Origin of the sequence: Pseudomonas citrullilanati, from assembly GCF_030580855.1 — a bacterium.
In the GTDB taxonomy this organism is placed as follows: domain Bacteria; phylum Pseudomonadota; class Gammaproteobacteria; order Pseudomonadales; family Pseudomonadaceae; genus Aquipseudomonas; species Aquipseudomonas citrulli.
In genome coordinates, this window is the sequence record NZ_JAUQOP010000060.1 from 1 (window position 1) to 26812 (window position 26812).

Genomic DNA, 26812 nt, shown 5'->3' on the forward strand with positions numbered 1-26812 from the left:
CCCCCGCCCGCGCCCCCCCCCCCCCCCCCCCCCCCCCCACCCCCCCCCCCCCCCCCCCCCCCCCCCCCCCCCCCCCCCGGCCCCGCGCCGCCCCCCCCCCCCCCACGATAAGTGTTCACTCCCCCACAGTTGGCCTATGCTGCCCAGCATGACGCCGCTTCATACATGAGGGATGCCCGATGTTTTATGTGCAACGCGATGCACAAGGCCTGCTGGTGCGCGTAGAAGCCATCGCCTATGCCGAGGCCACCGAAACCCTGCCGGCCGACAACCACGAGATCCAGGACTGGTTTGCCAACCAGGCGGTGGAAAACAGCCTCAAGCAACTCAAGCAGAGCGACCTGGAGATGATCCGGGTACTCGACGACTTGATCCAGGTGCTGACCAGCAAAGGCGTCATCCGCGTCACCGACCTGCCAGCGGCGGCCCAGGCCAAACTGATGGACCGCAACCAGGCACGGGTCGCCCTGGGCGGGCTGAGCCGACTGATCGATGATGATGAGAAGGGGTTGATCTAGGCCTGTCGCCTGGATTGACGCATTCCGGGCAGGTACGAAATCCTGTGGCGAGGGGATTTATCCCCGCTGGACTGCGAAGCAGTCCTAAAAGCAGTCGCTTTGGTGTATCAGGCTGTTCACCTTCAATCCTTCAGGGGCCGCTACGCAGCCCAACGGGGATGAATCCCCTCGCCACAGGGGTTTTGGGTTGTGAGGGCTACCGCCTTCGCGAGCAGGCTCGCTCCCACGATCGGGGCACAAAGCCTCACCCCCAGCGCTTGGGCTCCCCAACCAATTGCCCTTGCACCCCAAACAACCCCATCTCCCGAATCACCGCCAGCTCCCCCTCGGTTTCCACCCGCTCGGCGATCAACGGCAGGTCGATGCTGTGGGCCGCACGCTGGATGGCCTCGATGAACAGGCGCTTGTCGCTCTCCTGATCGATGGCGCGGATATAGCTGCCGTCGATCTTCAGATAGGCCAACCCCAACCGCGACAAGTTGCCGATCATGCTGAACCGACCGCCAAAGCGCTGCAGGCTCAACGAGAACCCCAGCTCGCGCAGCTGCCGGGTCAATTGCTCCAGCACCGCTTGTTCCGGCAATTGCTCCTCACCGATCTCCAGGGTCAGGCGCGGGCCGAGGTTGGCGTGCGCCCGCAGGATTTCAAAGACCTTGTTCAACGCCTGCGGGTCGCCCAGGGTCGCAGAGGACAGGTTCAACGCCAGGGACTGGTCGTGCCCGGCCATTTGCCTGAGCACTTGCTCGAGCATCAGGCGGTCCAGCCGCGCCGTCCAGCCGAAGCGCTCCAGCCAGGGCAGGAAACGCCCGGCGGGGATGGTCTGGCCCTGTTCGTCGAGCAACCGCGACAAGACTTTGTAATGCAGCACCATGGCGGTGTCCTGGGCCGCCACCACCGGTTGGAAATACAACTCGAAACGCTGTTGGCTCAGGGCCTGGTCGAGCAACGTGTGCCAGGCGTGGTGGTCGTCGCCCACGCGGGTGACCGCGCTGTGGTCCAGGCAGGCCCAGCTCGGCTCGCCCTGGCTTTCGGCCTGGGCCAGGGCCTGGTCGCCGAGTTGGAGCACGGCTTGCGGCGAGTCGCCGTGGACGAAAGGGGCCAGGCCGATGGAAGCCACCGATGCCACGTCGGTCGCGCCGGTGGCGTGCAGGCTCGACAGTGCGCTTTCCAGGTTCTGCGCCAGTTGCAGCGCTTCCTCGCGCACCAGGCCCGGCGCCAGCACGGCGAATTCGCCGCCCCGGATACGGGTCACCAGGTTCTGGGTTTCCGGGTAGCGGGCGCTTTCACGCAGCAATTGCTCGCCCACCGCCTGGAGCAATTGGTCCGTGCGCTGGCCGCCGAGGCGCTGGTTCAAGCCGGCCAGGTCCTTGACCCGCAACAACAGCAGGTAACCGGAGCTGGCCTGCTCCGGGTTGCTCACCCGGGCATTGAGCTGCATTTCGAAATAGCGCCGGTTGGCAAGCCCGGTGAGGTTGTCCTGATACGACTCCACCCGCAGTTTCTCGCTGCGCTCGGCCTGCTCATGGAACAGCGCCTTGAGCTTCTCCACCATCTGGTTCATCGCCTGGACCACGCGGCGCAGTTCAGGCGTGCGCGGCAGCTCCGGCAAGCTCAGGAACTCGCGCCGGGCAATGGCGTGGGACTGGTGCACCATGTAATCCAGCGGTTTGAGCTGGCGGCGCAGCAGCAAGGCCCCCAGCACCGCACTGACGGCGCCGCACAACAACAACCAGCCCAGGCTGCCCAGTGCGCTCTGCCACAGCTTGGCGAGGGCGAACATCGGGTGGCTGACCACTTCGACCCGCGCCGCCTGTTCCCAACCGCGGCTGACAATCGCATCGCCCCCCGCCGGCTCCAGGCCGATGAGCTTGACGAACCACTGCGGTACGCTGCCGGCGTCCGGGGTGCCGGTGCGCTCGACCAGGGTCTTGTCGGTGGCCACGTCGACCACCCGGATGCTGGCGTAGTAGCCGCTGTCGAAGATCGAGCTGACCATCAACTCCACCATCGCCGGGTCATCGATGTTCGGCGTCAGCGACAACGCCAACGCCGTGGCCGCGTCCTGGGCGTGGGAGCGCAACTGGTTGACGTACTGGGTCCGCGAGCTCTCGAGGCTGACCATGAAGCTGCCACTGAAGGCAACCACCAGGAACAGACAGATAGCGATCAACAGCTGTTTGAACAAGGACATCTGAGCGCGCGCTCCTAGTTAGTCGTCTCGACCGGAAAACCTTCGGCCTGCATTTTTTTCAACACATCCTGCCACCGGGACAGGCGCTTGGTATCACCCACTTTCTTGTTGCCCTTGGCGCCCGGCAGCCACAGCCCTTCGGCATTGAAAGAGTAGACCGGCAACAGGTCGGTCCGCTGGCTGGCCGGCTGGATGCCGTCGATCAAGCTATCGAGTACCAACGGCATCGCCTCGGGCGTGGCGTAATAGGTCAGCACCATGTGCGCACGGTTCTGGCGCAACGCCTTGACGTAGGTGATGCGCAATTTGTCACTGGAAACCCCGAGATGGCGCAGGCTGAAGTACTTGGCGATGGCATAGTCCTCGCAATCGCCGGCACCCTTCCACAAGGCCTGGATCGGGGTTTCCCAGTAATCCACCTCATGCCACAGGTCGATGTCTTCCACGTAGCGCACCTGCTTGTTGAAGAACAGGTTCACCACCTTGAGCTGTTCCAGTTCGGGAATCTGCTTCTGGGTCGCCAGCAATTGCTGCCAGGCATCGATGCGTTGCTGCCCCTGTCCCAGCGGCCCGTAGAGCGCCTGGGCCCGCCGGCTGATCTGCGCGAAGTCCCAGTCCGCCTGCAGGCCGCCCAGCATGAGGCCGGCCAGCAAGACTGCCGAACACAACCAACGCAAGGACCTGGGAACAGGGAAAGGTGCAGCCAAGGGAAATACGTCCGAAAAGGGCCGTTGGAAATCGTTGGATGGTGAAGCCTGGCCCGGCAAAAGACAATGGCAGGATGCAATCGCCCCAAGCAGACTAAACTCTAGTTCAGGATCCGACGCCACAAGTCTTTGACGGCCTGCGAAGCTGTTATTAATGTTCCCTTGGATCCATTCTCCACTACTCGTCAGGATGCGTTGTCGTGACCCAGAAGCCCAGACCGCTCAGCACTATCCAGGTCAACGGACCCATTCCCGCTGACAAGGCACGTTCGATCATCGAAGAATCCCTGCGCGAAGCCATTCTCGACGGGCGACTGCCCAGCGGCACGGCCCTGCGCCAACAGGAACTGGCCGACCTGTTCGGCGTGAGCCGCATGCCAGTGCGCGAAGCGTTGCGCCAGCTCGAAGCGCAATCGCTGCTCAATGTGGTCCAGCACAAGGGCGCGGTGGTGGCGCCGTTGATCACCAACAACGCGGTCGAGACCTACGCCCTGCGCTCGGTCCTGGAAGCCTTCGCCTTACGCCTGTCCATTCCGCTGCTGGACGCCGACGACCTGGCCCAGGCCGCCCGCTACATCGAGCTGTTGGAAGCGCAAACCGACCACGCCGAGATCGGCAAGCTCAACCGGTTGTTCCACATGTCGCTTTACCACAAGGCGCCCAACGCCAAGCTGCTGGACCTGATCGAGCACGAACTCAACGAAGAGGAGCGTTTCCTGCGCTTTCACTTGTCGTCCATGGGCTTGGGCAAGCTGACCCAGGACGACCACCGTGCCCTGCTTGAAGCCGCGACGGCCAGAGACATCGATACCGCGGTCAGCCTGTTGGAGCAGCACCTGGAAAAAGCCGCCGTCACCATACGCCGCTACCTGGAACAAACGTCGAACGCGTGAGCCTGCGCCGGCGATCAGGCCGGCGTATTAATTTCTTACATATCCTTCCTACCCACCGAATGACCTGCGCGGCGCGGCATGGCTGCGGCCGCGACACCTCGCCTTCTCAGTCCAATGGCACTGCCATCGATTTGGGCTCACTCTTGCGTTTGTCGATTAAAAGAACAGACCTGTCGCAGTCAGTGCCTGGCTGAAACCAGGCGAATCGAAGCCCACACGCAAGGAGCGTCGTCCAACCGGCGGGATGATCGGATGTCCGACCGTCGTCCCCCTTAAACATAAGACTTTCTAACTTCCCGATCCCTGAAGTGCTCCGAGTGAGGCATTCACTCGATTGATTCGATTCTGATCGTTATCCATCGGAAGGAGCTTCTTCGCCTCAATAAAACTTAGTTCCAAAGTTTTAATAACTTCCCTCGCGCCCGATAAATACTCAACTTTAAATAATTAAAAAATAACTTGCCGCGCACTTGTTTCGTGTATTAGTTTTTTATTCGCCGGATTGTTACCGGCTGTTTAAACGCGCAACAACGCCTGTATACAGGCACTAAAGACCCGCAATACGTACAGTAAGCGAATGCTTGAGCCACTTGGGTAATTCATGGATTCCGGTTCAGGCACCCGCTCGCCTATCTGAAAGATTCGAGCCACCTGCCGGACAACTATCATTGATGAGGACGTTCCAATGCAGCCCACCAAAGAACAACTATCTCTGAAAAAACACGAACTTGGCCAACACCCGGTTTTTTCTGAAATAACATCAATTGATCTGCTGCGCCGCTTTATGGAAAGCCATGTATTCGCGGTGTGGGATTTCATGTCCCTGACCAAGCGCCTGCAACGGGAACTGACCTGTGTCCACCTGCCCTGGTTGCCACCGGCCGACCCGCACTCGGCTCGCCTGATCAACGAAATCGTCCTGGGCGAAGAGTCGGATGATCGCCCTGGCGCCGGCTATTGCAGCCATTTCGAGCTGTACCTGGACGCCATGCGCGAGGTCGGCGCGGACACCCGCGCCATCGAGCGATTCATCACCCTGCAACAGGAAGGCGTGAGCCCCGAGACCGCGCTGGAAAGCGTCGAAGTCGAGCCCGCGGCGGCGCGATTCGTTCGCCAGACCCTGCACACCGCCCTGCATGCGCCGGCCCACAGCGTGGCTGCCGCGTTCGTGCATGGCCGCGAGAGCGTCATCCCGCAGATGTTCCAGCGCATGCTGGACGCCTGGGGCATCGGCCTGGACCAGGCGCCGACCTTTCGCTACTACCTGCAGCGGCACATCGAGGTGGACTCCGAAGACCACGGCCCGGCGGCGGAGAAACTGCTGGCGCGGCTGATCGACGGCGACCCGCAGCGCGAGACCGAAGTGCTGGCTGCCGCGCTCGCCGCAGTGCACAGCCGCGCGGCCCTGTGGGATGGCCTGCGCGCAAGCATGACCCAAGCGGTCGCGCAGGTGACCCCATGAACGCCGTCGCCTATCAATCGTTCGCCGACGCCTGGGAAAGCCGCGCCACGATCCGCACCCGGCCACGGCGGCGGGTCGAGGACGACGACAAGCTGATCTTCCCCATGAGCCGCCAACCGCTGGTGCACAGCCAGACCTTCCTCCGCCACTGTGCGCCGCTGCGCGATTTCGTGCTGGTGCAGAGCCTGTACAAGTTCATCAACGACGTGGTGATTTTCGAGACCGAGCTGGTGGACCACACCGCCCGACGCATCGCCAAGAATCGCTTCGGCATCGAGTTTCCGTTCCCCTGTCGCTACGACGCGATGACCGTGGTGGTGGACGAGGATTACCACGCACTGGTGGCGATGGACTTCATGCAGCAGACCATCGACATGACCGGCATCACGCCGATTCCCTTGCCCACGCAGATCGAACTGAGCCGGGCAATTCCGGCGACCCTGGCCCGGGCGCCGGAGCATTTGCTCAGCGCCGTGGAGCTGATCTGCATCGCCATCGCCGAAAACACGGTGACCAACGAAGTCGCGGCCTTCGCCCGGGATGATTCGGTGAAGGCTTCGATCAAGGGCCTGATGGCCGACCACTTGCTCGATGAAGGCCGGCATTCGGGGTTCTGGACCCGGCTGGTGCAGATGTACTGGCGCACCGCGCCGGAGGAGGATCGCGCCGCAATCGCACAGCTGATGCCCGGCTTCATCGCCGAGTACCTGGCGAGCGACCTGCAGCAGGCGTTCGATTTCGAGCTGATCGCGCACCTGCCCGTCGACGAATCGGTCCGCCAGGCCCTGCGCGAAGACGCCAGCGCGCTGGCCTACCCCATCAATCGCTTCCATCCGCTGGTGGGCAATATCACGCGGTTCTTTCGCGGCAGCTCGATGCTCGCGTCCCCCTGCGTGCGTGACGCCCTCGCCGATTACCTGACCCCATGAGGAGCTTTCAATGAGACGCCTCGACATTGCAGTGCCTGGCAGCAGCCAGGCCATGGCCGAACTGGCCAAGGAACTGGAATTGCACGGCCATGGTGTGGTGGATCTTCGCTCATCGGCCGCGCCCGTCGCGGTCGATCTGTTGATCGATGACGGTACGGTGCCATGCGCCCTTGAAGCCCGCGTGCGCCTTGAAGTGCGCGTGGCCCTGCGCAGGCTACCCGACGAGCCCTTGCCGCGACCGACCGTGGTCATTCGCGACAGTCGCCAGCGGTTGTTAGGCCTGGCGCCGATCGCTCCGGAAGGCTCCGGCAACGGTCAATCCTTGCGGTTGCGCACGCAGGCGACAGTGGTCGAGCAGGTGGCGCAGCTGGCCAGCCAGTTCTCGCGGGATGAAACCTGTTTCGAACACTGGCCGACGGTGCAGGGCGACACCCTCGCCGAGCCGTTGCAAGGGCTCGATGCGCTGGAGCCGCTGGCGTTCGAGCACCGCCTCAACCGACCGCCCATGCCCTGGCTGCTGGCCGCCGCCGACGTGCCGGTGATGCACGACATCGAGCAGCGCATGCTTGACGACGGCACGCAGCCGGCGCTGTGGGTCGACGGACACTTCATCGACTACAAGGCCTTGCGCAGCCTGGCGCTGCGGGTGCAAGAGCCGATGCTGGAAATACTGCAGAACGCCGAACCCGTGGGAGCAAGGCTTGCCCGCGATGAGGGCACCGATGCGCTCAACCAAACCGCGTCATCGTTCATCGGGGGCAAGCCTTCCTCCCACAAGGTGATCGGTGTCTGCGTGCCCAAATCCGCGCACCTGTATGCGGCGATCCTGGCGGTATTGGGGTGCGGGGCGGTGTACTTGCCGCTGGACCCGCAGCACCCGGCGCAACGTCGGCGCTTCATCCTGGAGAACGCCAAGGCGGACCTGCTGCTGCATGCCGGCGACAGTGACTTGGGCGAACTCGCGTTGCCGACGCTGGATGTGCTGCGATTGCCGACCCCCCGGCCCGGTTTCCCGGCTTCGTTGCTCCGGCGCGCGGTGAAAGGCGACGAGCCGGCTGTGGCGATCTACACCTCCGGTACCACCGGCCAGCCCAAGGGGGTATTGCTGAGCCATCGCAACCTCAGCCACTTCTGCGCGTGGTACGGCGATTACGTCGGGTTGCAGCGCGACAGCCGGGCACTGCAGTTTTCCACCATCAACTTCGATGCATCGCTGCTGGATATCCTGCCCACGTTCATCCACGGCGCCCTGTTGGTGGTGCCCAGCGAAGACCACCGGCGCGACCCGCAGCAGTTGGTCGCGCTGATGCACGCCCGACAGGTCACCCACGCCTTCCTGCCGCCGGCGCTGTTGAGCGTGATGCCGCTCGACGAGCCCTTGGGCCTGTCGCACCTGATCACCGGCGGAGACGTCTGCGAACCGTTCGTGATCGAGCGCCTCGCGCCCCAGTGTGCGTTCCACAACATCTACGGCCCGACCGAAACCACGGTGCTGGCGACCACGCGGCCCTTCGCTGTCGGCGACAGCAACCGCAACCTGGGCGCCCCCATCGCCAACGCCCAGGTGCTGATCCTGGACGAGCACCGGCAACCGGTGCCCCAAGGCTCGCCCGGCGAGCTGTACATCGCCGGGCCCGGGGTTGGCCTGGGTTATCTCAACGATCCGACGCTGACCGCTGCCCGTTACCTCGACCTGGCGCTGCCGGCCGGGCAAACGGTGCGGGCCTATCGCACCGGCGATATCGGCCAGTGGACCGACAACGGCATCGAGCTCTGCGGCCGTCGGGATAACCAGGTGAAGATCCGCGGTTTCAGGGTCGAGCCGGAAGAAATCGAACACTGCCTGCGCGAGCGCCAGCTGTTTCGCCAGGTGGCGGTGGGCGTGGATGAGCGGCGGCGGATCCTGGCGTTCCTGGTGCATCCCGAGGAGGAGCGCCCCGGCGCCGCACTCCAGGCCTTGCGCGAGCATGTGCAGGATTCGTTGCCCAGCTACATGCACCCGGTGGCCTACGTCGAACTGCCGAGCCTGCCCTATACCAGCAACGGCAAGGTGGACCGCCGCGCCTTGCTTGCGATGTCGGTGCAGGTCCAGGCCGGCGGCCCGCGACGACAACCGCAAACCCCGCTGGAGACGCAGCTGCAGCAGCTGTGGGCGGACTTGCTGGAACTGCCGGCCGAAGACATCGCCACGGATGAGAGTTTCTTCAACCTGGGCGGGCATTCGATCCTGCTGTCGCAACTGTTGCTGGGCATTCGCCAGGCGTTCGGGCGCAGCTTGTCGATCAACCGCTTCATCGAGGCGCCGACGCTGCTGACCTTGGCGAAGTTGCTCGACGGCCCCGAGCAGAACGAAACGTCGACCCTCAGCCCCCAGGCATTCATCGATGCCGAGGCCGAGCTCAACCTCGATCCGCTGCCCATCAGCCAGTGCGGTGACGTGCACAAGGTCGTGGTGACCGGCGCCAACAGCTTTCTCGGGGTGCACATCGTCGAGGCATTACTGGCCTGGGGCGCCACCGAAGTCGCCTGCCTGGTGCGCGCCAGCGCCGGGCAAAGCGCGGCGCAACGCTTTGCCCGGGCCTTGCAGGACAACCACTTGACCCACCTGGACCTGAGCCGTGTCAGCGTCCATGCCGCCGACATCACCCAACCGCAACTGGGCCTGCCGGACGACGTCTACGCCCGTATCGACCGCACGTTCGGGGCACTGGTGCACAACGCCGCCCACGTCAATCATGTGCTCGACTACGAGTCGTTGGCGCGGGACAACGTGGAGCCGATTTTCGAATGCCTGCGCCTGTGCGAGGGGCGCAGCAAGAAAATCTTCAACTTCGTCTCCACGCTGTCGGCGTCCAGCGCCCTGGATGCCGACGGCCAGGTGCTGGAACAACCCGCCGCGCCCACGCCGCCGATCTACATCAAGAATGGCTACAACCTGTCCAAGTGGGTCGGCGAACGGATCCTGCAACGGGCCCGGGAGCGCGGCGTATGGGTCAACCTGTTTCGCCCCGGCAACATCAGCTTCAACAGCCAGACCGGGGTCTGCCAGCCCCACAAGAACCGCCTGATGCTGATGCTCAAGGGGTCGATCCAGCTTGGCCAGGTGCCCGACCTGTCGCTCAATTTCGACCTGATGCCGGTGGACTTCCTGGCCCGCTTCATCGCCTTCCACGCCAGCCGTTACCAGCCAGCGCAGGCGGTGTTCAACCTGCACAACCCCGAGCCGTTGAGCTGGGATGCCTATGTGGCGTCGTTCCGCGACAGCGGCCGGGAGTTTTCCCTGGTGAGCGTCGCCGACTGGCAACGGCAACTGGGCCGGGTCGATGCCAACAACGCGCTGTTCGGCGTTCTGGGTTTCTACCTCAACGGGTTCGAGGAGGACATCGGCGACATCTCGCTGATCCGCCATGACAACGCCCGGACCGGCGTGCGGCAGATGGGCGCTCGCTACCCGGAAAAATCCCCGGACCTGCTACGGCGCGGCGCCGACTATCTCAAAGCCATCGATTTCATCTGAAGCAATCCAACCCAAGCAAGGAGCAAGACCATGAATGCATTTCAACCCGACACCCTGATCAAGAATCCTCAAGCCTGCCAGGTCGAAACCTCGGTGGAGGTAGCGGCCGACGCGGCACAGGTCTGGGAATTGGTGGGTGACTTTGGCGGTTTCAACCGTTTCATTCCGGCGCTCGAACGTATCGAAATGACCGGAGAAGGCGTGAGGTCGCTGCGCAAGAAGTTCTTCGCCGATGGACAAAACCTGGTGGTGGAACAGCTCAACAGCCGCGACGACCAGGCGATGCACATGACCTGGACACTGATCTACAACACCCTGGGCATCGACAACCTGTGGGCGGCCATGCGCGTCGAGCCATTGGCGGATAACCGTTGCCGCGCCACCTGGACGATCATCGCCGACCACACCGACGCCCACACCCCATCGGGCTTCAGGGACTTCCTGCAAGGCTTCGCCGATGAGGCGATGGGCAAGGTGCAGGGGATGTTCAAGTAAGCGCCAATCCCTGGTGGGCGCGGGCTTGCTCGCGATGGCGGAGGGTCAGGCAATGAATGAGTTGTCTGGGCGGCCGTCTTCGCGGGCAGGCCCGCTCCCACATTGAATTGAGGGAACCCAGCATCCAGGCTCACTCCCAACCCCCTGTGGGAGCGAGCTTGCTCGCGATGGCGGAGGGTCAGGCAATGAATGAGTTGCCTGGGCGACCGTCTTCGCGGGCAGGCCCGCTCCCACATTGAATTGAGTGAACCCAGCATCCAGGCTCACTCCCAATCCCCTGTGGGAGCGAGCTTGCTCGCGATGGCGTCAGCCCAGCCCTCGCCACAGGGAGTGGGGTAGGCTTGCGACTGGGTCAGATCTTGAAGCTGTCCACCAACTGCTTCAGGCGATTGGCCTGTTGGGACAAGGCATCGCAATCCTTCAGGGTTTCATTGAGGTTGGCCACGCTTTGCTGGTTCAGCAGGTTGATGTGGCTGACGTCCATGTTGAGGGTTTCCACCACCGCGGTCTGTTCTTCGGTGGCCGCGGCGACCGATTGGTTCATCCCGTCGATCTCGCCGATGCGCTGCGTCACGCTGATCAGGCGCAGGCCGGCCTGGTTGGCGACTTCCACGCTTTCTTCGCTGGAGACCTGGCTCGCGTTCATGGTGGTCACCGCTTCACGGGAGCCGACCTGCAGCGAGGTGATCATCTTGTGGATTTCTTCCGCCGATTCCTGGGTGCGGTGCGCCAGGTTGCGCACTTCATCGGCCACCACCGCAAAACCACGCCCGGCTTCACCGGCACGAGCCGCTTCGATGGCCGCGTTCAGGGCCAGCAGGTTGGTTTGCTGGGAGATGCCCTTGATCACGTCCAGGATGTGGCCGATGTTGTCGGTGCTGGCGTTCAGGGTCTCGATCTGGGTGCAGGACAGGCTGATCTTCTGCGACAGCTCGGTCATGGCCTGGATGGTTTTTTCCACCACCTGGCGGCCATCGTCGGCCTGTTCGCTGGCGCCACTGGCCTGTTGCGAGGCGTCGGCGGCATTGCGGGCGATTTCCTGGGTCGCGGCGCCCAGTTGGTTGATCGCCGCCGCCACGCTGTTGGTGCGGGCGCTCTGCTCGTCCGAGTCCACGAGCGAGGCGTTGGACGAGGACATCACCCGCTGCGACAGGTCGTGCACCTGGCGGGTGGCGGAAGAGACTTCGCAAATCGAGGCATGGATACGCTCGACGAACTGGTTGAACGAGCCGCCCAATACGGCGAACTCATCCTTGCCTTGCACCACCAGGCGACGCGTCAGGTCGCCCTCACCCTGGGCGATGTCCTGCATGGCGCGGCCCATGGTGGTCAGCGGACGCATCAACACCTGGATCAACAGGCTCAGCAACAAGGCGATGGCCGCCACCGCGACAAACATCGCGATCAGGGCAGAGGTGCGGAACTGGCTCAGCGGCGCGTAGGCCTTGGCCTTGTCGATCGACAGGCCGATGTACCACTCGGCACCCGGCAGCCCGGTGACCGGGGTAAACGAAAGGATACGGTCCTGCCCGTTCAACTCGACGTCCTGGGTTCCCTTGCCGATGCGCACCGGCGTGCCCGGGTAGATGTCCTTGAGGTTCTTCATCACCTGGTCCTTGTCCGGGCTGACGATCACTTGACCGTCGCCGCTGACCAGGAAGGCATGGCCGATACCGCCGAAATCCACCGAGTTGATGATCTTCACCAGGGTATCCAGGCTCAGGTCGCCGCCCACCACGCCCAGCAGTTCACCGTTTTTCTTCACCGGCAAGGCGATGGTGACCACCAGGCCACCCACGGCGGCCGAATACGGCGGGGTCAGCATGGTTTTATCGGCGATGACCGCCTGCTTGTACCAAGGCCGCTGGCGCGGGTCGTAGCCGTCGGGCATCTTGGCGTCAGGGCGCTGGGTGAACACACCGTTGGCCTGGCCCACGTAGGTGAACTGGAAATTGGAGGTCAGCGCCGGTTGGTCGACCAGCCCCGCCAGGTCGGCGCTGGCACCCTGATGCGCGATGTTCTGCCCCAGGCTCTCCAGCACCAGCACACGCCCGCTCATCCAGTTCTGAACGCTGCTGGCCGTGAGGTCGCCGGATTGTTCGATGGAGGATTCGAGGCTGCGGCCGATGGTGTTGCGTTGCAGGTAGTCGTTGTAGAGCGTGAACAGGGCAAACGCCAAGACCACCACACCAGAGGCGGCCAGAAGGATTTTGTGGCTGAACTTCAAATTCATCGACGAGGCTTCTTATGCAGGGAGTGGGGTTGCGTTCCGGTTGCAACGATCCATGTAACAGCGCGGGCGGGACAGGGGTCCGCTCCACTTTGGTGCACGCATATCAAGCTGTCGGCCAGACGCCGGAAAAAATGAGCGCGACTTGGAAACGGACGACGGAAGGCACAGCGGCGCGAACGGTGGTTGCAAATTCACCGGGCCATGATGACAATGCGACCTATTATCATTTGTAACACCAGGCCCGTCGCGTTCATGTCATCTCCCGAGTTTGCAGTACAGGCGCTCTACAGCAATCATCACGGCTGGCTCAATACCTGGTTGCGCACCCGGTTGGGCAATGCCGCCGATGCGGCGGACCTGGCCCAGGACACGTTCGTCCGCCTGCTGCAACGCAGCGAGCGCGTGGAGCTCAAGGCGCCGCGGGCATTCCTGCGCACCATCGCCCAAGGCCTGGTGATCGATCATTGGCGGCGCGAAGAAATCGAGCGCGCCTACCTCGAGACCATCGCCCACCTGCCGCCCGCCGAAACCCCGGGCGCCGAAGCCCAGGCCTTGATCCTGGAGCTGCTGGAAGCCATCGCGCGGATGCTCGAAGGCCTCAAGCCGAAGGTCCGCAAAGCCTTTGTCCTGGCCCAGTGCGAGGGCCTGACCTACAAACAGATCGCCGAACAGATGGGCATTTCGTTGCGCTCGGTGGAGCGGTATGTCGCCGATGCGCTGTACCACTGCTATGTGTTGCGCTATGAAAGCTGAGCCGGTGGATAACGGCCGGGGCCATCGCAATGGCCCGTCGCAACAAGTGGTCAGGCACGCGATCGATTGGCTGCTGCGCCTGCGCAACCAGGGCCCCGATCCCGCCCTGCGCCAACAGTGCGACGCCTGGCGCGCCGCCGACCAGGCCCATGAACTGGCCTGGCAGCGGGTGCAATCGCTGCACAGCGAGCTGACCACGAACCTGCGGGCCGTGCCCGGCGTCCACACCGCGCTCGACACCCTGGAAAACAGTGCCCGACGCCTCGCCCGTCGCCAGGCCCTGAAGCTGCTGTCGGGCGTGGTGCTGGTGGGTGGCGTCGCCTGGCTGGGCAAGACTGCGCCATGGCAACCGTGGAGTGCGGACTTCGCCACCGCCACGGGTGAACGACGCGGTTTCCAGCTGCCGGACGGCACCCGCCTGGAACTCAATACCCACAGCGCCGCCAACCTGGATTTCAACGCCGAGCATCGCTGGGTGACCCTGGTACGCGGTGAAATCATGCTCACTTGCAGCCGCGATCCCCAGCGGCCCTTACGGGTCCAGAGCCGCCATGGCCTGTTCGAGACCGTGGAAGCACGCTTCGTGGTGCGCCAGGACAGCGACTGCACGCGCTTGAGCGTCATTCGCGGCACCGTGGCGATCCGCTCCCACGCCAGCGACAGCGGTGCGCCCATCCAGGTGACTGCGGGGCAAAGCTATGTGGTCACCCCGTCGACGGCGATACAGGCGCCACCGCCGGACATGGACGCCGACGCCTGGACGAACGGGTTGATCGTCACGCGCGACATGCGCCTGGAGGACTTTCTCAATGAGGTGGGCCGCTACCGCCCGGGCGTCCTGAAGTGCGCGGCGGCCATCGCCGATCTGCGTCTGTCGGGGGTGTTCCGCCTGGAGGACACCGACAGGTTGCTGGCTGTCCTGCCCCGTACGCTCCCGGTGCAGATTCGTTATCGGACCCGGTGGTGGGTCACCGTGGAACGACTGGCTTGATTTTTTTTGGCGGGTTTCGGGCCAGTGTCCGGCTAGGACAGTAAGCAACGCTTATCTGCCTTCAGCGACTCCAATGGAACCCACAATGACTGAGCGCTTACTCCACCGCAATTCCCTCGGCCGCCGCACGCAACCGGGCCTGTTGCGCCAGGCGATCCACGCCGCACTGTTTTCTACCGTACTGGGTGCCGGCGCCCTGCCGCTGCTGGCGGTCGCCGCCGACCGTGAGGTGGCGGCCAGCCATCAGCGCTACGACATCGCCGCCGGGCCCTTGGGCGACGTATTGAATCAGTTCGCCCGCCAGGCGGGGATCACCCTGGCCAGCACACCGGCACAGACCAGCGGCGTCCAATCGCCGGGGCTCCAGGGTGACTATTCGCCCGACCAGGCCCTGAGCCAATTGCTCAGCGGATCGGGCCTGGTGGCCGTCAGCCAGGACGCCAGCAGCTACGTGCTGCAAGCCGCGCCCGCGGCCAACACGCTGGAATTGCCGACCACGGACATCAAGGGCTTCGCGCTGGGCAACGCCTTGGGCAGCATGGAGGGCTACAACGCCACCCACAGCCAGATCGCCACCAAAACCAGCACCGCCCTGCGGGAAACCTCGCAAAGCGTGTCCGTGGTCACCCGCGAGCAAATGGATGACCAGGGTGCGCAAACCGTGTCCCAGGCCATGCGCTATACCCCTGGCGTACTGACCAACCCGTACGGCGCGACCCACCGCTATGACTACGTGGCCATGCGCGGTTTCAACGACGGCTCGGTGGATAACATCTACCTGGACGGCCTCAAGTCCATGGGCGACAGCGGGACCTACAGTTCCATGCAGGTCGACCCCTATTTCCTGGAGCGGGTGGATATCCTCAAGGGCCCGTCCTCGGTGCTCTACGGCCGCAGTTCGCCCGGCGGCCTGGTGGCGCTGACCAGCAAGAAACCGCTGTACGAGGCCTATCACCAGGTCCAGGCCACGGTCGGCACACAAGGCCAACGGGGCATGGGCTTCGACTTCTCCGGCCCGGTGGACGACGACAAACGCATCACCTATCGGTTGATCGGCCTGGCGGACAGCTCCGACACCCAGTTCGACCACAACCAGGAGAAGCGTTTCGCCCTCGCGCCCACGGTGAACATCGATTTCAGCGAAGACACCTCGCTGACCCTCCAGGCCTACCTGCAGCATGACCCGGACGGCGGCTACCACGGCGGCATGCCGGCCGACGGCACGCTGCATTCGCGCAATGGCCGGCGGATCTCCGAGCACTTCTTCGAGGGCGAGCCTGGCGTGGACCGATATGAACGCGACCAGCAGTCGTTCGGCTACCAGTTCGAACATCGCTTCAACGACGTCTTCACGGCGCGACAGAACTTCCGCTACCTGGATTCAGAGGTCAAGAACGACCAGGTCTACGCCTACGGCTGGACCACGCCCACCAGCAACGAGTTGAACCGCTACTACACCGGCGCCGAAGAAAAGCTCCATTCCTTCATCGTCGACAACATGCTGCAAGCCGAATTCCTTACCGGCGCGACCAAGCACACCGTGCTGATGGGCGCCGACTACCAGCGCCGCAAGACCGTGGTCGACTGGACCAGCGGCAGCCTGGCGCCGATCAACGCCTTCGACCCGACCTACGGCAACTCGGCCATCACCTATTTCAGCCCCACCAGCTACCTGCGGCGCCTGGAACAGACCGGCGTCTACCTGCAAGACCTGGTCGAAATGGACCAGTGGCGCTTCTCCCTTGGCCTGCGCCAGGACTGGGTGGAAACGTCGGATGAAAACCGCGTTGCCGAAGCCGGTCGCCCGCAAGGCACCGAGATCAACGACAAGCGCACCAAGCTCACCGGTCGCGCCGGGGCGCTGTACCTGTTCGACAACGGCCTGGCCCCGTACATCAGCTATTCCGAGTCGTTCAACCCCAACTCCTACGCCGACAGCGCCGGCAACCCGCTGCCCCCCACCGACGGCAAGCAATGGGAACTGGGCCTGAAATACCAGCCGCCGGGCACGGATGATTTGTACACGGCCTCGCTGTTTCGCATCGACCAGGAAAACCTGGCGACCAAGCTGCCCCAGGAAAACTTCTACCGCGCCATCGGCGCCGTGCGCTCCCAGGGCCTGGAACTGGAAGCGCACCTGCAACTGACCGAGCAGTTCAAGGTGCTGGGCAGCTACACCTTTACCGACATCGAATACTCGAAATCGATGATCAGCACCCTCAGCAGCGCCACCGACATCATCGAAAACAAGGGCAACTCGCCGACCCAGGCGCCCCGCCACATGGCCTCGCTCTGGGCGGACTACCGCTTCGACAGCGGCGCACTCGACGGCCTGCGCCTGGGCGGCGGCGTGCGCTATGTCGGCTACAGCTGGGCTGACGCGGAGAACACCACGAAAGTGCCGTCCTACACGCTGTTCGATGCTTCGGTGGGGTATGACCTGGGCAAGGTCGGGTTGAAAGGCGTCGACGTGCGCCTGAATGCGAACAACCTGACCAACGAGCACTACGTCGCCTCGTGCGCCAGCCTGAGCTACTGCTACCTGGGTGAGGAGCGCAATGTGGCGGCGACGGTGAGTTACCAGTTCTGAGCCACTCTTGAGCCCCGGCATCCCTCTGTGGCGAGGGGATTTATCCCCGCTGGGCTGCGGAGCAGCCCCAAGACCCGTGCCACGGTGTGTCGGGCCTGACTACTTCCAATTCTTGGGGCCGCTTCGCGGCCCAACGGGGATAAATCCCCTCGCCACAAGGTACGTTTTTCAGGCCTGAGGGGGTGCGTCTCAAACCCGCACCACATCCCCTTCGTCCCGCACCACCCCCTCTTCCCGCACAAACCGGTTCGCCCGCCCGAACGTGCCGACATCATTGAACCGCACGCCCATCTCGCGCATCACCTTGTGGGCCACCGGCACCGTCAGTTGGCGAATGTAGAACGGTTCCTTCACCACGAAATGATGGATCCCGTGGCTGCTGCCGAAGTTGAAGCAGAACGCCTGCAACGGCCACAACCACCAGGGATTGAGTACCTGGGTCTGCTGGATGACATTGCCCGGCTCGACGTCGCCGTAGTAATGCATGTTCGAACTGATGAAATGCAGGCAGAAGGTCCGCAGCACGTTGGGACCGATGATCACCACCGCCGCGATGTCGATCACGTGCATGACCGCCAATGTGTTCGCCGACCAATCGATCGACATCCCCAGCAGGCCGGCGATGCCGTTGGCCCCGTGGAAACCGAGAAACCCATACCACGCCCCCCAATGCAGCAACGCCAGGGGGAAATAAACCTTCAGCGTGCGCTTGAGAATGCTGCGCTTGTGGGCCCAGGTCTTGGCCCGCAGCAGGCGAATGAAGGCCGACATCACGTTGTCGCCCACCATCAGCAACCGCGCCACGCCCCAGGGTTCGCCGTTGGTGATGGCGCGCTCCTCCATATCGGCCTCGCTGCCCGACACCTTGTGGTGGTTGAGGTGCAGGTGACGACGGATCCAGGGGTTGATGGTGCTCGGACGGGCCAGCCACACCAGGCCCATCATGAGGTTGTGGGGCAGGCGTTGCTTGCGAAAGTACATGCTGTGGATCAGGTCATGCTCCAGCTCGTGGGTCAGCGAAGCGAAGAAGGCATTGAGCAGCAGGCACGCCCACCCGGCCAGCTCGCCGTTGAGGTAGAGCAGCGCCGAACCGATCATCCCCGCCAAGGCGAACACCAGGATGCCCGCCCCGATCGCATCCTGGTGCCGCAGGATCGGGTAGCGTCGGCGCAATTCTTCGCCCCGGGCCAACACCACCTGGCGAATATGGGCGGATCGTTCTTGTGCATTCAATCGCTCGGGACTTGCGCAACGGCCGTGCATGGCTTACATCCTCTGGTTATCGATGTGCTCATCCTGCCGGGCGTTGTCCCATGGGGTGGTAGCCGTATACGCCAACCTGTTGACTGCAAGCGCCAATCGCCATGCCCGAACCGACCTCACTCGCCAGCTGGACCCGCGCCCTGCGCAAACAGCTCGATGCCCTGGGCCTGGACAGCCATGCCCTGTGCCTGGAGGCCGGCCTCGACCCGCAGCGGATGGACGACCCGAATGCCCGTTACCCGCTCTCGGCGACGACGCGCCTGTGGGCATTGGCGGTGCAGGCCAGTGGCGACCCGGCGATCGGCCTGCGCGTGTCGCGTTTCGTCAGCCCCACCACGTTTCATGCCCTCGGCTACGCCCTGGTCGCCAGCGGCAGCCTGCGGGAAGTGTTCGAACGGATCGTGCGCTATCACCCGGTGGTCAGCGACGCCTTGACCCTGCAACTGAGCCGGGGCGAAGACCGCTACCGCTTCAGTCTCGACGTACCCGCGTGCAATCCAGCACCGGCCTACGAAGCCATCGACGCGTTCGCCGCGATCTACGTGCGCACCTGCCGCAACCGACTGGGCCGCGATTACGCGCCGTTGGCGGTGTACCTGCGGCGCCCGGAACCCGCGGACCCCGGCCCCTGGCACAAGGTGTTCCGCTGCCCCGTGCATTTCGCCGCGGCACAGGATTGCCTGGAGTTCGACCTGAACGAATTCGACAGCCATCTGGACGACGCCAACCCGGAACTGGCCGAACACAACGAAACGGTGCTTGAACGCACCCTCGCCCAGCTCAAGCCACTGACCTGGGAGCGCAAGGTGCGCGCGGCCATCGAAGCCCAGTTACCCGAAGGCGAACCCAGCGCCGAACGCATCGCCCAAGCCATGCACCTGAGCCTGCGCAGCCTGCAACGACACCTGGCCGACGAAGGCTGCCGCTTCGACGCGTTGCTCAACGAATGCCGGGAAAACCTGGCGTTGCTGCACCTGCGCGACCCGCATTGCTCGCTGGCCGAAGTCAGTTATCTGTTGGGATTTGCCGACACCAGCAGCTTCAGCCGCGCCTTCAAGCGCTGGACCGGGATGACACCCGGGCAATTTCGGGAGGGGTTGCGCCAGGGATAGGCAGCGCTTGGCCCCCCCTTCGCGAGCAGGCTCGCACACAGGCGGTGTCCGCAAGAGCGAGCCCGCTGGTGAAGATCAACCGCCGGAGGGCTTGAAGCTCCGTGCCAGCCCCGCCGTCCATGCTTCGAGCATGGCCTGCCCCGTTGCCCTGAACCTGGGGTTGTCGTCCATGTATCGACGCATCTCTGCCCTGGCAAGGTCCATTCCATGGAGCACTTGCTCCATCAATTCATTGCAACGCCCTTCACTCAGGTTGCAGGCAGAACGGCCGAACCGCATCAGCATCTTGTGCTTGGGCCAAGCTTTCGAGCCGCCCAGCAACAGCGCCATGTTGTCATTGCGGATATACGAAACCCGTAATCGATCCAGTTCCCGCTCGTCAGTCATGGAAAGCGCCCTTTTTCAACGAGTCAAGGGTAGGCCGCCTCGATGGGCGCGGGATAGCCGCAAGCTCGTAGCCAAATCCATTGAGGATCGCTTCCACCTTGCGGATCCCTACTTCAGGGATGGTGTCGTTTTCAATGCCCGAGATGGTGGCGCGGCTCATGCCGTACTGCGCGGCCAGCGCCTGTTGGGACAGGTTTCGCTCTTTGCGCAGGCGTCTGATCGTTTCGCCAAGCGTTTTCATAGTGGGTTTTCCGCATCGTATGCAATGCAAAACTGGAAAATTTTGCTTTATGCATTGTATTTAATTCAAGCCAGGAGAAGTGTAGCGCGTATACGCATCCCGTGGGCCTCAGGATGCGGCCAGCGCCCGCAGCCGTTCGAGGTCGAGGATCTCGATCTCGCCATAGCCGAGGTGAAGGATGCCCTGGGCTTGCAGGTCCTTGAGGATCTGGTTGGTGGTCTGGCGCGACAGCGAAAGCATCAGCGCCAGTTGTTCCTGGGGCAGTTGCAGGACTTGGCGCGCCGGTTCGATTTCGCCGTAGCCTTCGGCGATCAGCAGCAACCGATGGGCCACGCGGGCCGGGGCGGGCATCAGGCTCAGGTGTTCGAGGTTGATGAAGGTCAGGCGCAACTTGTGGCTCATGAGCAACGCCAGGTGCCGCCAGTACATCGGTTGCGCCTGCAGGAACGCCAGCAATGGCGCCTGGGGCAGGTGCAGCAGCGTGCACTGGCCGATGCCGACTGCATCATGGGTGCGCGGCTGGCCGTCGAACAGGCAGATTTCACCGAACCAGTGTGGCGCCTCCACCACGCTCAGCAGCGCTTCCTTGCCCTGCTCGCTCACCGCCCCGATCCGCACCGCGCCTTCCAGCACGGCGTACAGCCCGCAGGGCGGGTCGCCGCGGCGGAACAGCGGGTGCCCCGGCGGCACCCGGCGCACCCGTGACATGTCCAGCAGGCTATTCTGCAACTCGACAGGCAAATGGCTGTACCAGTGGCCGGCCATCAGGTGCGAGTGCCAGGGGTGCGAATTCATGGTAACTCCGGGACAAGTGTCGGCTAGCTGACAGAACACCGCGTCGAACCTGGGCATCATGCAGGCATCACCTCAGGAGGAACAACAATGAAAAGCCTCGTCGATCATCTCAGTCAATACGCCGCCTACCACCGCGACCCACGCAACATCGCCAGCCATTTCATCGGTATCCCGCTGATCTTCGTCGCCGTCGCCGTGCTGCTGTCACGGCCAGGCTGGGCAGTGGGGGCGGTCCAGGTATCGCCGGCGCTGCTGGTGGCCATCGCCAGTGCCTGGTTCTATTTGCGCCTGGAACTGCGCCTGGGGGTGCTGATGACCGTGCTGCTGGGCCTGGCCGTATGGCTTGGCCAATTCCTGGCCGCACAAGGCACTTCGGTATGGTTGGGCAGTGGCCTGGGGATGTTCGTGGTGGGTTGGGCGATCCAGTTCGTCGGCCACCACTACGAAGGCCGCAAGCCCGCGTTCGTCGACGACCTCACCGGGCTGATCGTCGGGCCGTTGTTCGTGGTGGTGGAAGCCGGCTTCCTGCTCGGCCTCAGGCACGACCTGAAACAAGCCATCGAGAAGCGCGCCGGGCCGGTGGCATTGCGCAACCAGCGCTCGGCGGCCTGAAGGACAATGCAACACCCGTCTCCCCCGCTGTGGGAGCAAGGCTTGCCCGCGAAAGCATCGCCTCGGTCTATCAGCTATACCGAGGTGTTTGCATCGCGGGCAAGCCTTGCTCCCACAAGCTCGCTCCCCCAAGCGCCAGGCCTTGCCGCTCAAGCGTTACAGCGCACCAAACTCCACCCGTATCGTCAACGCGCCGGTGTTATCGCTCAAGCCAGACCCGTATTGCCCGGTCAGGTCATCATTGATGCACAACTGCAGTTCGCCTTGCTCAGTGGCAGGCACCTGCGCCAGATCGCCCACCAGGAATGGCTTCCCACCATCGCCCACGCGGCCGATCAAGGCCCCTTCGGCAGCACCGGGCATGGCATAGCTGCTGTAGTCGATGTGCCTGGAGCCACCGTTCCCATCGACATTGCCGCCCTGGGGACTGGCGCACCATAGCCCGCTGACGTAGCGAACCAGGCGCGGTACCAACCCGTTGACCTGCACGCCGGTGCCTTGCCAGGCGATAGTGGATCGAACCTGCATCGTCACCGCCTTCAGGTCGTTGGCCACAGTGTCCCCGGCCTGGAACGACAGCGCCGCGATCGTCAGGCTCGGGTTCGACGTGCCGGTACTGGGGAACACGCCGTCGCCCACCAGGAACAGGTTCTTGTGGTCCCAACTGCGCTGGTACTTGTCCACCACCGACTTGGTGGGGTCATCGCCCATGCGATAGGTCCCCATCAGGTGCCCGGCGCCCTGGAAGCTGTAGTCCTCGTCCTTGTACCTGAAGACCCCCTGGCCAATGGGTGCCGTCAGCTCCACGGCACCGAGCAAGTCCTGAATGATGTGGCTCGCCAGGATCTTCGCCTGCCTGAAACCTTCCTTGGTGTAATCGGACAGGTCGTAGTGGATCTCCGGCCGAAGAATGCCCAGCCCGTCGGTGAGATTGTCAGTCGAGGGCACGATATAGCTGTTGGCCTGGTCGGGATGCTCTTCCACCTGTTCCACCAGAAAGCCGATCCGAAACTGGCGGATGAACAAATCATTGAGCCGTTGAATCAGGGCCGTGCCGTAGAGCGCTTCAGTGGGCGGTGGCGGGTTCTCTTTCGACGGCAACGGGTTGGTGCAGCTGTTGTTATCGCCATCGACAAAATCCGCCACGGTGACGTAAGGATCGCCCACCGGCCAATTCCAGCCCTCATTGCCTATTTCGATGCGCCATGCCGCTCGCTGGCTGCGGAAGTCGCCGTCGCGCAAGCTCTCGATGCCCGCCGTGGACACCGGGCCACGGTACGGAAACACCGTCTTGCCTTCCGGCATCAGCCCCCACGCCAGGTAGATCGGGTGATCGGACAAACTGCGCCCCACCTGGCCGCTGCTGTTGGCCACCCCTTCGGGCCAGGCCGGGGTCTTGGAGTTGAGCAGCAATTTAGGGGTTTCAATGGCATGGGCCGCAATCACGTAGCGCTGCCCGATGGCCACGCCGGTTCCCGTCTGCGGCCCCTCGCCAAGCTGATATTGCTTGAATTCGATGCCATTGATGTTCTTGTCAGGACCCACGTTCACTTTGCTGGCCACGGTCCGATACAGGACCCGGACCTTGCCGGTGGCCAAGGCCTTGTTCAGGGTCACGGTCGCGTCGTACTTGGCCTGGATCGGGCAGATCGGCGTGCAGTTGGTATTGCCGGCACATACCCGGCGCCCGGCGTAGGGCTGGGCGTTGCGGCCGGCCGGCGTCGGACTGACCACCAGCGGCAAGCCGTCGAAGGTCTGGCCAGCCACGGCGCTGACAAAGCTGCCATCGACCAACGACAGCGGAATGCCGTGCATCGGGAATGAATAGCCCTCGGGAAAGGTCATGCCCAGGTAGGCCTGGTCGGCGACATTGGCCGACACCCCGATTTCCGCCTCCGCCCGGCAATAGGCGCTTTGCAGATCGTCATAGCCGATCGGCCAGTCCACCCCGACGCCGTATTTGCTCCTCAGGCGAAAATCGTTCGGTACCATGCGCAGGCACGTCCCGACCCAGTGCCAGGTCGTGCCGCCGCCCACCCGTTCATAGGTGCTGTTGAAGGGCAACGGGCCTTTCTGCACCAAGTAGCTGAATTGCGGCTTGTCCTTGAGCAGGATCAGGTCGGCGATGGTCGCCCGGGGCGCATTTTCCTTGTTCGGATCGCGCGGCGTATCCAGGGTCGACACCGGCGGATAGGGCGATTCCGGGGTTTTCAGGGTGGCCGTGTAGAAGCGCTCCAGGTACTGCGCCCGGTTGGCCGGGACCTCCGGACCCGATTCGAGCATCAGCACATCGACACCGGCCATGCCCAACTGATAAGCGATGATGCTGCCGGCCAGCCCTGCGCCAACGATGACCACCTCTGCCTGTTCGGTACTCATGACGAGGCTCCCTGGCCGTTGGCGGGCACGCCGGTGTAGTCCTCGAGACTCGGAGGCGTAGTGTTCCAATAGCCGAAGAACATCTCGCTGTAGCCCATGGGATGGGCCTGGGCGATTTTCCAGGCCCAGCTCTGGATGTAGGCCTGGTCGGACACCACCGTCGAATCGGTCGATTTGTAGCTGCCGGTGGCATAGGGCTGATACCAGACCCCCAGCAACCACAGCTTCATGATCGAACGCGCCGCGCGGGCAGTCTGCGTGACAGCGGGGCGCGACCCGTCCATCAGCACCGCCTTGGCGATCTGGTCGGGGGACTTGTGCTCGGCCACCAGCGTGGCGTACTGAGTCAGCAAGGCGTCGAGCACTTCGGCAGTGATACGCGGGGTAATGAACGCGAGAAAAGTCGGTGGTAAACCCACCTGGTCGATCGCCGGTGCCAACCGATCCGTGGGAATGCCGGTCAGGGCCGATGACAGGCCCACGAAATTGTCCAGATCACTGCTCATGGTTTGACTCCTTGTCCGCCAGTGGACTGTGCACGTTCGAGCAAATAGGTGAAATCCGCGAAGCTGGTGCGCGGTGACTCGGTGACATGGGTGGCCGCATTGCCGTGACAGGCCATGCAACTGGAGGACGCCTGGGGCACGGTGCCCTGGATGTAGGTTTCCAGCGTGGCGTTGGCCAGGAACAGCGGCGCCGGACTGCCCAACGGGTTGGCGGCCGATACCTGGCAGTTCTTGGGCGGGTCTGACGGCCATTGGGTACTGATCAGTTGATAGTTCGCCCAGACGCTCTGCGGGTTCACCGCGCGTAGCTGCGCTTGATAGGTGGCGTTCAGGCTTTTGGTGGCGTCGGTCAGTGGTATCTCCCGCACGATCTGCGAGGGCGTCGCCTTGACCGCCGGGTTCCATGGCCGTGGCGGCGGCTGGTTGACGGCGCTTTTGCTGGCCGCGCTGTAGAACAGATAAGGCCCGGTCCGCTGGGCTTCGGGAGTGGTTTTTTCCGGCACGTTGTTCACGTGTTCAAAGGTCGACCAGACCCATTGCGCCGCGCTGCTCGTCTTATGGACCATGTGCAATCCCACCAACCCGACCGGCTCGGACACGCACGACTCCGCGACGATCGGTCCATGGCTCGGGTCGTTGTTACCCGGGGTATAGACCAGCGCATCGACGGTGTGGAAATCCTGGCGGTTGTCGTTGGGGCCCAACACTTTCCACGACGCTTTCACCATCACCGCGCCGACTTGCTTGGCGTCGGTGGAACCACAGCTGAAGGCCACGGTGTTGCTTGGATTGGCGGCGAAAAATGCCTGCTGGCCTTCGACGCTGTACAGGCCGTTGTCGACGATGCCGTTGAACATCGATTGGTTGACCACGATTTCGTTGCGCGTGTAGGTACCGTTCTGGTCCACCAGCGGGCCACTCTCGAAGGGTTGGATGAATTCATCCAGCACATCGGGCACCTTGCCCATCTGCTGCAACAGGCGTCCGGGCTTGAGCGACTTGCAAGCCTCGGGAAGGCTCGCCGGGGCGTTCCAGGACAGCGGCGCCTGGCCCTTGGGCCGGAAAATCTGGTAGCTCTCTTTCCAGCTTTCCCACACCGTGGCGCCATCCTGCTGGCCGATGGACGTGCCGGTGTTGGGGCTGCCATTGTCCAGCGCCGGCCAGTTCAGGGCGATGAAGGTCTGCCACGACAGCTCATCGAAATTGGCTTGCAAGCTGGCCAGTGAAACGGGCTGGGTCACCGTGACATCGAAGGGTATCTGGGGGGACAACGAGGGGGCGGCGCTGGCGGATGGGCTCAATAAAACGCTTATCAAGGCACAGCCAATTGGGCCGTGCCGACTGACTTCCATTCTCATACTCATCTCCTTGGCATCAGGCGCCAGGAGATAACACCGGTCCGTCATTGGACTCTCACTGCCTCCTGGCAAGTCAGAGTCTAGGTAGGGTTTGAGAGGGGAAAAGGTGTTGAAGTAGAACCAATCGAAGCAAGCTTGGGTGGGGTTATTCGGATTCGACTCGGGGTGTCAGTGAGGGCGCCATCGCGAGCAAGCTCGCTCCCACAATGGATTTTCATAGATACACAAATATTGTGTTCACTGAAGTTCTACTGTGGGAGCCAACTGTCTTTCACCCCCACCCGACCCGCGGTCGTCTTTTGGGTGCTATTGCGGGCTCAAATGGCCCCCTCCGAGGGCCTCAAGCGGTTTGATCCCGCCACGGCGTGCCGTCGCGCACCATCGCGTTGAGCCGGACCAGCAATACCCGCATACACGCCACCAGGGCCACTTTTGCGCACTTGCCCTTGGCGCGCAGCCTGGCATAGCGGGCTTTGAAATCAGCGTTGTAGCGGACCATCACCAACGCACACATATAGGCTGCGCGGCGCAATCTTCTGCGCCCACCGTAGATATGGCGTTTGCCGGTTTTCACGCCGCTGTCATTATTGAACGGCGCCACCCCAGCCAACGCAGCCACCTGCGCGCGGTTGAGGTCGCCCAATTCAGGCAGATAGCAAAACAGGCTGGCAATCGTTACAGGCCCCAAGCCCTTTACGGCACGCAGTCGCTCAAGCAGTTCTGAGTCGACCTGACGAGATTGCTCGGCAATGCGTTTGTCCGTTGCTTTGATCAGGCTCCTCAGCGCAACGTCCAGCGCTTGATAGGTCTCCAGCACTTGAGCCAACTGCGCCTGCTTTGCACGGCGGCGATTATCGTCTCGCTGCTGGATGAGGGCGTC

The 26812-nt window shown here is 63.3% G+C and carries 22 protein-coding genes; 11 read left to right on the forward strand and 11 right to left on the reverse strand.

What is annotated here, in order from left to right; genetic code table 11:
* Positions 1-179 precede the first annotated feature (179 nt).
* Positions 180-518 carry a tryptophan synthase subunit beta gene (locus tag Q6A48_RS24320; RefSeq protein WP_304556963.1) on the forward strand — a complete coding sequence of 113 codons (339 nt, stop codon included), beginning with the start codon at positions 180-182 and terminating at the stop codon, positions 516-518.
* Between the two features lie 244 nt (positions 519-762).
* On the opposite strand, the gene lapD is transcribed toward Q6A48_RS24320, so the two are convergent.
* Positions 763-2709: a cyclic di-GMP receptor LapD gene (gene lapD / locus Q6A48_RS24325; RefSeq protein ID WP_304556964.1), complete on the reverse strand. Its 1947-nt coding sequence runs from the start codon at positions 2707-2709 to the stop codon at positions 763-765.
* Positions 2710-2723: 14 nt separating this feature from the next.
* A complete protein-coding gene (lapG, locus tag Q6A48_RS24330) occupies positions 2724-3347 on the reverse strand; it encodes a cysteine protease LapG (protein WP_369811728.1) in 624 nt (207 codons plus the stop codon).
* 269 nt (positions 3348-3616) lie between these two features.
* On the opposite strand from lapG, the gene Q6A48_RS24335 reads away from it, so the two are divergent.
* From Q6A48_RS24335 to Q6A48_RS24355, 5 genes are all read left to right on the forward strand, one after another.
* Positions 3617-4309: a GntR family transcriptional regulator gene (locus Q6A48_RS24335; RefSeq protein WP_304556967.1), complete on the forward strand. Its 693-nt coding sequence runs from the start codon at positions 3617-3619 to the stop codon at positions 4307-4309.
* 685 nt (positions 4310-4994) lie between these two features.
* On the forward strand, positions 4995-5771 hold the full coding sequence (locus Q6A48_RS24340; RefSeq protein ID WP_304556968.1) for a DUF3050 domain-containing protein: 777 nt from the start codon (positions 4995-4997) through the stop codon (positions 5769-5771).
* Entirely contained in the window at positions 5768-6700 is a 933-nt protein-coding gene (locus Q6A48_RS24345) for a diiron oxygenase (protein ID WP_304556969.1), read from the forward strand. Before Q6A48_RS24340 ends, Q6A48_RS24345 begins: the two co-directional genes overlap by 4 nt.
* 10 nt (positions 6701-6710) lie before the next feature.
* Positions 6711-10217: an amino acid adenylation domain-containing protein gene (locus Q6A48_RS24350; protein WP_304556970.1), complete on the forward strand. Its 3507-nt coding sequence runs from the start codon at positions 6711-6713 to the stop codon at positions 10215-10217.
* 30 nt (positions 10218-10247) lie between these two features.
* Positions 10248-10712 carry an SRPBCC family protein gene (locus Q6A48_RS24355; protein ID WP_304556971.1) on the forward strand — a complete coding sequence of 155 codons (465 nt, stop codon included), beginning with the start codon at positions 10248-10250 and terminating at the stop codon, positions 10710-10712.
* Between the two features lie 352 nt (positions 10713-11064).
* Here the strand turns inward: Q6A48_RS24355 and Q6A48_RS24360 are convergent, their stop codons facing one another.
* Positions 11065-12945: a methyl-accepting chemotaxis protein gene (locus tag Q6A48_RS24360; RefSeq protein ID WP_304556972.1), complete on the reverse strand. Its 1881-nt coding sequence runs from the start codon at positions 12943-12945 to the stop codon at positions 11065-11067.
* A gap of 252 nt (positions 12946-13197) precedes the next feature.
* On the opposite strand from Q6A48_RS24360, the gene Q6A48_RS24365 reads away from it, so the two are divergent.
* The 3 genes from Q6A48_RS24365 (at position 13198) to Q6A48_RS24375 (ending at position 17279) form a co-directional block, all read left to right on the forward strand.
* Complete coding sequence (locus tag Q6A48_RS24365; protein WP_304556973.1) at positions 13198-13698, forward strand: sigma-70 family RNA polymerase sigma factor; 501 nt, start codon at positions 13198-13200, stop codon at positions 13696-13698.
* Complete coding sequence (locus tag Q6A48_RS24370; RefSeq protein ID WP_304556974.1) at positions 13688-14689, forward strand: FecR domain-containing protein; 1002 nt, start codon at positions 13688-13690, stop codon at positions 14687-14689. Before Q6A48_RS24365 ends, Q6A48_RS24370 begins: the two co-directional genes overlap by 11 nt.
* A gap of 85 nt (positions 14690-14774) precedes the next feature.
* Positions 14775-17279 (forward strand): TonB-dependent siderophore receptor, encoded by a 2505-nt coding sequence (locus Q6A48_RS24375; protein WP_304556975.1) that lies wholly within the window; start codon positions 14775-14777, stop codon positions 17277-17279.
* A gap of 189 nt (positions 17280-17468) precedes the next feature.
* On the opposite strand, the gene Q6A48_RS24380 is transcribed toward Q6A48_RS24375, so the two are convergent.
* Positions 17469-18542: a fatty acid desaturase gene (locus Q6A48_RS24380; RefSeq protein ID WP_304556976.1), complete on the reverse strand. Its 1074-nt coding sequence runs from the start codon at positions 18540-18542 to the stop codon at positions 17469-17471.
* Between the two features lie 101 nt (positions 18543-18643).
* Between Q6A48_RS24380 and Q6A48_RS24385 the strand changes: the two genes are divergently transcribed.
* Positions 18644-19654: an AraC family transcriptional regulator gene (locus Q6A48_RS24385; RefSeq protein WP_304556977.1), complete on the forward strand. Its 1011-nt coding sequence runs from the start codon at positions 18644-18646 to the stop codon at positions 19652-19654.
* Between the two features lie 75 nt (positions 19655-19729).
* Here the strand turns inward: Q6A48_RS24385 and Q6A48_RS24390 are convergent, their stop codons facing one another.
* The 3 genes from Q6A48_RS24390 to Q6A48_RS24400 form a co-directional block, all read right to left on the reverse strand.
* Positions 19730-20041, reverse strand: coding sequence for a hypothetical protein (locus tag Q6A48_RS24390; RefSeq protein WP_369811729.1), 312 nt, complete (start codon positions 20039-20041; stop codon positions 19730-19732).
* Positions 20034-20282: a helix-turn-helix domain-containing protein gene (locus Q6A48_RS24395; protein WP_304556978.1), complete on the reverse strand. Its 249-nt coding sequence runs from the start codon at positions 20280-20282 to the stop codon at positions 20034-20036. The genes Q6A48_RS24390 and Q6A48_RS24395 overlap by 8 nt, the downstream gene beginning before the upstream one ends.
* Before the next feature lie 108 nt (positions 20283-20390).
* Positions 20391-21077, reverse strand: coding sequence for a Crp/Fnr family transcriptional regulator (locus Q6A48_RS24400; protein ID WP_304556979.1), 687 nt, complete (start codon positions 21075-21077; stop codon positions 20391-20393).
* Positions 21078-21164: 87 nt separating this feature from the next.
* Between Q6A48_RS24400 and Q6A48_RS24405 the strand changes: the two genes are divergently transcribed.
* Complete coding sequence (locus Q6A48_RS24405; RefSeq protein ID WP_304556980.1) at positions 21165-21689, forward strand: Mpo1 family 2-hydroxy fatty acid dioxygenase; 525 nt, start codon at positions 21165-21167, stop codon at positions 21687-21689.
* A 156-nt stretch (positions 21690-21845) separates the two neighbouring features.
* On the opposite strand, the gene Q6A48_RS24410 is transcribed toward Q6A48_RS24405, so the two are convergent.
* From Q6A48_RS24410 to Q6A48_RS24425, 4 genes are all read right to left on the reverse strand, one after another.
* Complete coding sequence (locus tag Q6A48_RS24410) at positions 21846-24068, reverse strand: GMC oxidoreductase (protein ID WP_304556981.1); 2223 nt, start codon at positions 24066-24068, stop codon at positions 21846-21848.
* The gene (locus Q6A48_RS24415; RefSeq protein ID WP_304556982.1) at positions 24065-24574 is read right to left on the reverse strand and encodes a sorbitol dehydrogenase; all 510 of its coding nucleotides are present in this window, start codon (positions 24572-24574) and stop codon (positions 24065-24067) included. The genes Q6A48_RS24410 and Q6A48_RS24415 overlap by 4 nt, the downstream gene beginning before the upstream one ends.
* Positions 24571-25932, reverse strand: coding sequence for a cytochrome C (locus Q6A48_RS24420; protein ID WP_304556983.1), 1362 nt, complete (start codon positions 25930-25932; stop codon positions 24571-24573). Before Q6A48_RS24420 ends, Q6A48_RS24415 begins: the two co-directional genes overlap by 4 nt.
* Positions 25933-26272: 340 nt before the next feature.
* Positions 26273-26812: transposase (locus tag Q6A48_RS24425; protein ID WP_304556984.1), on the reverse strand; the 540-nt coding region annotated here is incomplete at its 5' end.

What these genes read in the sequence shown, in the direction of transcription:
- Q6A48_RS24320 (WP_304556963.1), top strand. Translation starts at nt 180, where the DNA reads ATGTTTTATGTGCAACGCGATGCACAAGGCCTGCTGGTGCGCGTAGAA.
- lapD (WP_304556964.1), bottom strand. Translation starts at nt 2,709, where the DNA reads ATGTCCTTGTTCAAACAGCTGTTGATCGCTATCTGTCTGTTCCTGGTG.
- lapG (WP_369811728.1), bottom strand. Translation starts at nt 3,347, where the DNA reads ATGCTGGGCGGCCTGCAGGCGGACTGGGACTTCGCGCAGATCAGCCGG.
- Q6A48_RS24340 (WP_304556968.1), top strand. Translation starts at nt 4,995, where the DNA reads ATGCAGCCCACCAAAGAACAACTATCTCTGAAAAAACACGAACTTGGC.
- Q6A48_RS24345 (WP_304556969.1), top strand. Translation starts at nt 5,768, where the DNA reads ATGAACGCCGTCGCCTATCAATCGTTCGCCGACGCCTGGGAAAGCCGC.
- Q6A48_RS24350 (WP_304556970.1), top strand. Translation starts at nt 6,711, where the DNA reads ATGAGACGCCTCGACATTGCAGTGCCTGGCAGCAGCCAGGCCATGGCC.
- Q6A48_RS24355 (WP_304556971.1), top strand. Translation starts at nt 10,248, where the DNA reads ATGAATGCATTTCAACCCGACACCCTGATCAAGAATCCTCAAGCCTGC.
- Q6A48_RS24360 (WP_304556972.1), bottom strand. Translation starts at nt 12,945, where the DNA reads ATGAATTTGAAGTTCAGCCACAAAATCCTTCTGGCCGCCTCTGGTGTG.
- Q6A48_RS24365 (WP_304556973.1), top strand. Translation starts at nt 13,198, where the DNA reads ATGTCATCTCCCGAGTTTGCAGTACAGGCGCTCTACAGCAATCATCAC.
- Q6A48_RS24370 (WP_304556974.1), top strand. Translation starts at nt 13,688, where the DNA reads ATGAAAGCTGAGCCGGTGGATAACGGCCGGGGCCATCGCAATGGCCCG.
- Q6A48_RS24375 (WP_304556975.1), top strand. Translation starts at nt 14,775, where the DNA reads ATGACTGAGCGCTTACTCCACCGCAATTCCCTCGGCCGCCGCACGCAA.
- Q6A48_RS24380 (WP_304556976.1), bottom strand. Translation starts at nt 18,542, where the DNA reads ATGCACGGCCGTTGCGCAAGTCCCGAGCGATTGAATGCACAAGAACGA.
- Q6A48_RS24385 (WP_304556977.1), top strand. Translation starts at nt 18,644, where the DNA reads ATGCCCGAACCGACCTCACTCGCCAGCTGGACCCGCGCCCTGCGCAAA.
- Q6A48_RS24390 (WP_369811729.1), bottom strand. Translation starts at nt 20,041, where the DNA reads ATGACTGACGAGCGGGAACTGGATCGATTACGGGTTTCGTATATCCGC.
- Q6A48_RS24395 (WP_304556978.1), bottom strand. Translation starts at nt 20,282, where the DNA reads ATGAAAACGCTTGGCGAAACGATCAGACGCCTGCGCAAAGAGCGAAAC.
- Q6A48_RS24400 (WP_304556979.1), bottom strand. Translation starts at nt 21,077, where the DNA reads ATGAATTCGCACCCCTGGCACTCGCACCTGATGGCCGGCCACTGGTAC.
- Q6A48_RS24405 (WP_304556980.1), top strand. Translation starts at nt 21,165, where the DNA reads ATGAAAAGCCTCGTCGATCATCTCAGTCAATACGCCGCCTACCACCGC.
- Q6A48_RS24410 (WP_304556981.1), bottom strand. Translation starts at nt 24,068, where the DNA reads ATGAGTACCGAACAGGCAGAGGTGGTCATCGTTGGCGCAGGGCTGGCC.
- Q6A48_RS24415 (WP_304556982.1), bottom strand. Translation starts at nt 24,574, where the DNA reads ATGAGCAGTGATCTGGACAATTTCGTGGGCCTGTCATCGGCCCTGACC.
- Q6A48_RS24420 (WP_304556983.1), bottom strand. Translation starts at nt 25,932, where the DNA reads ATGAGAATGGAAGTCAGTCGGCACGGCCCAATTGGCTGTGCCTTGATA.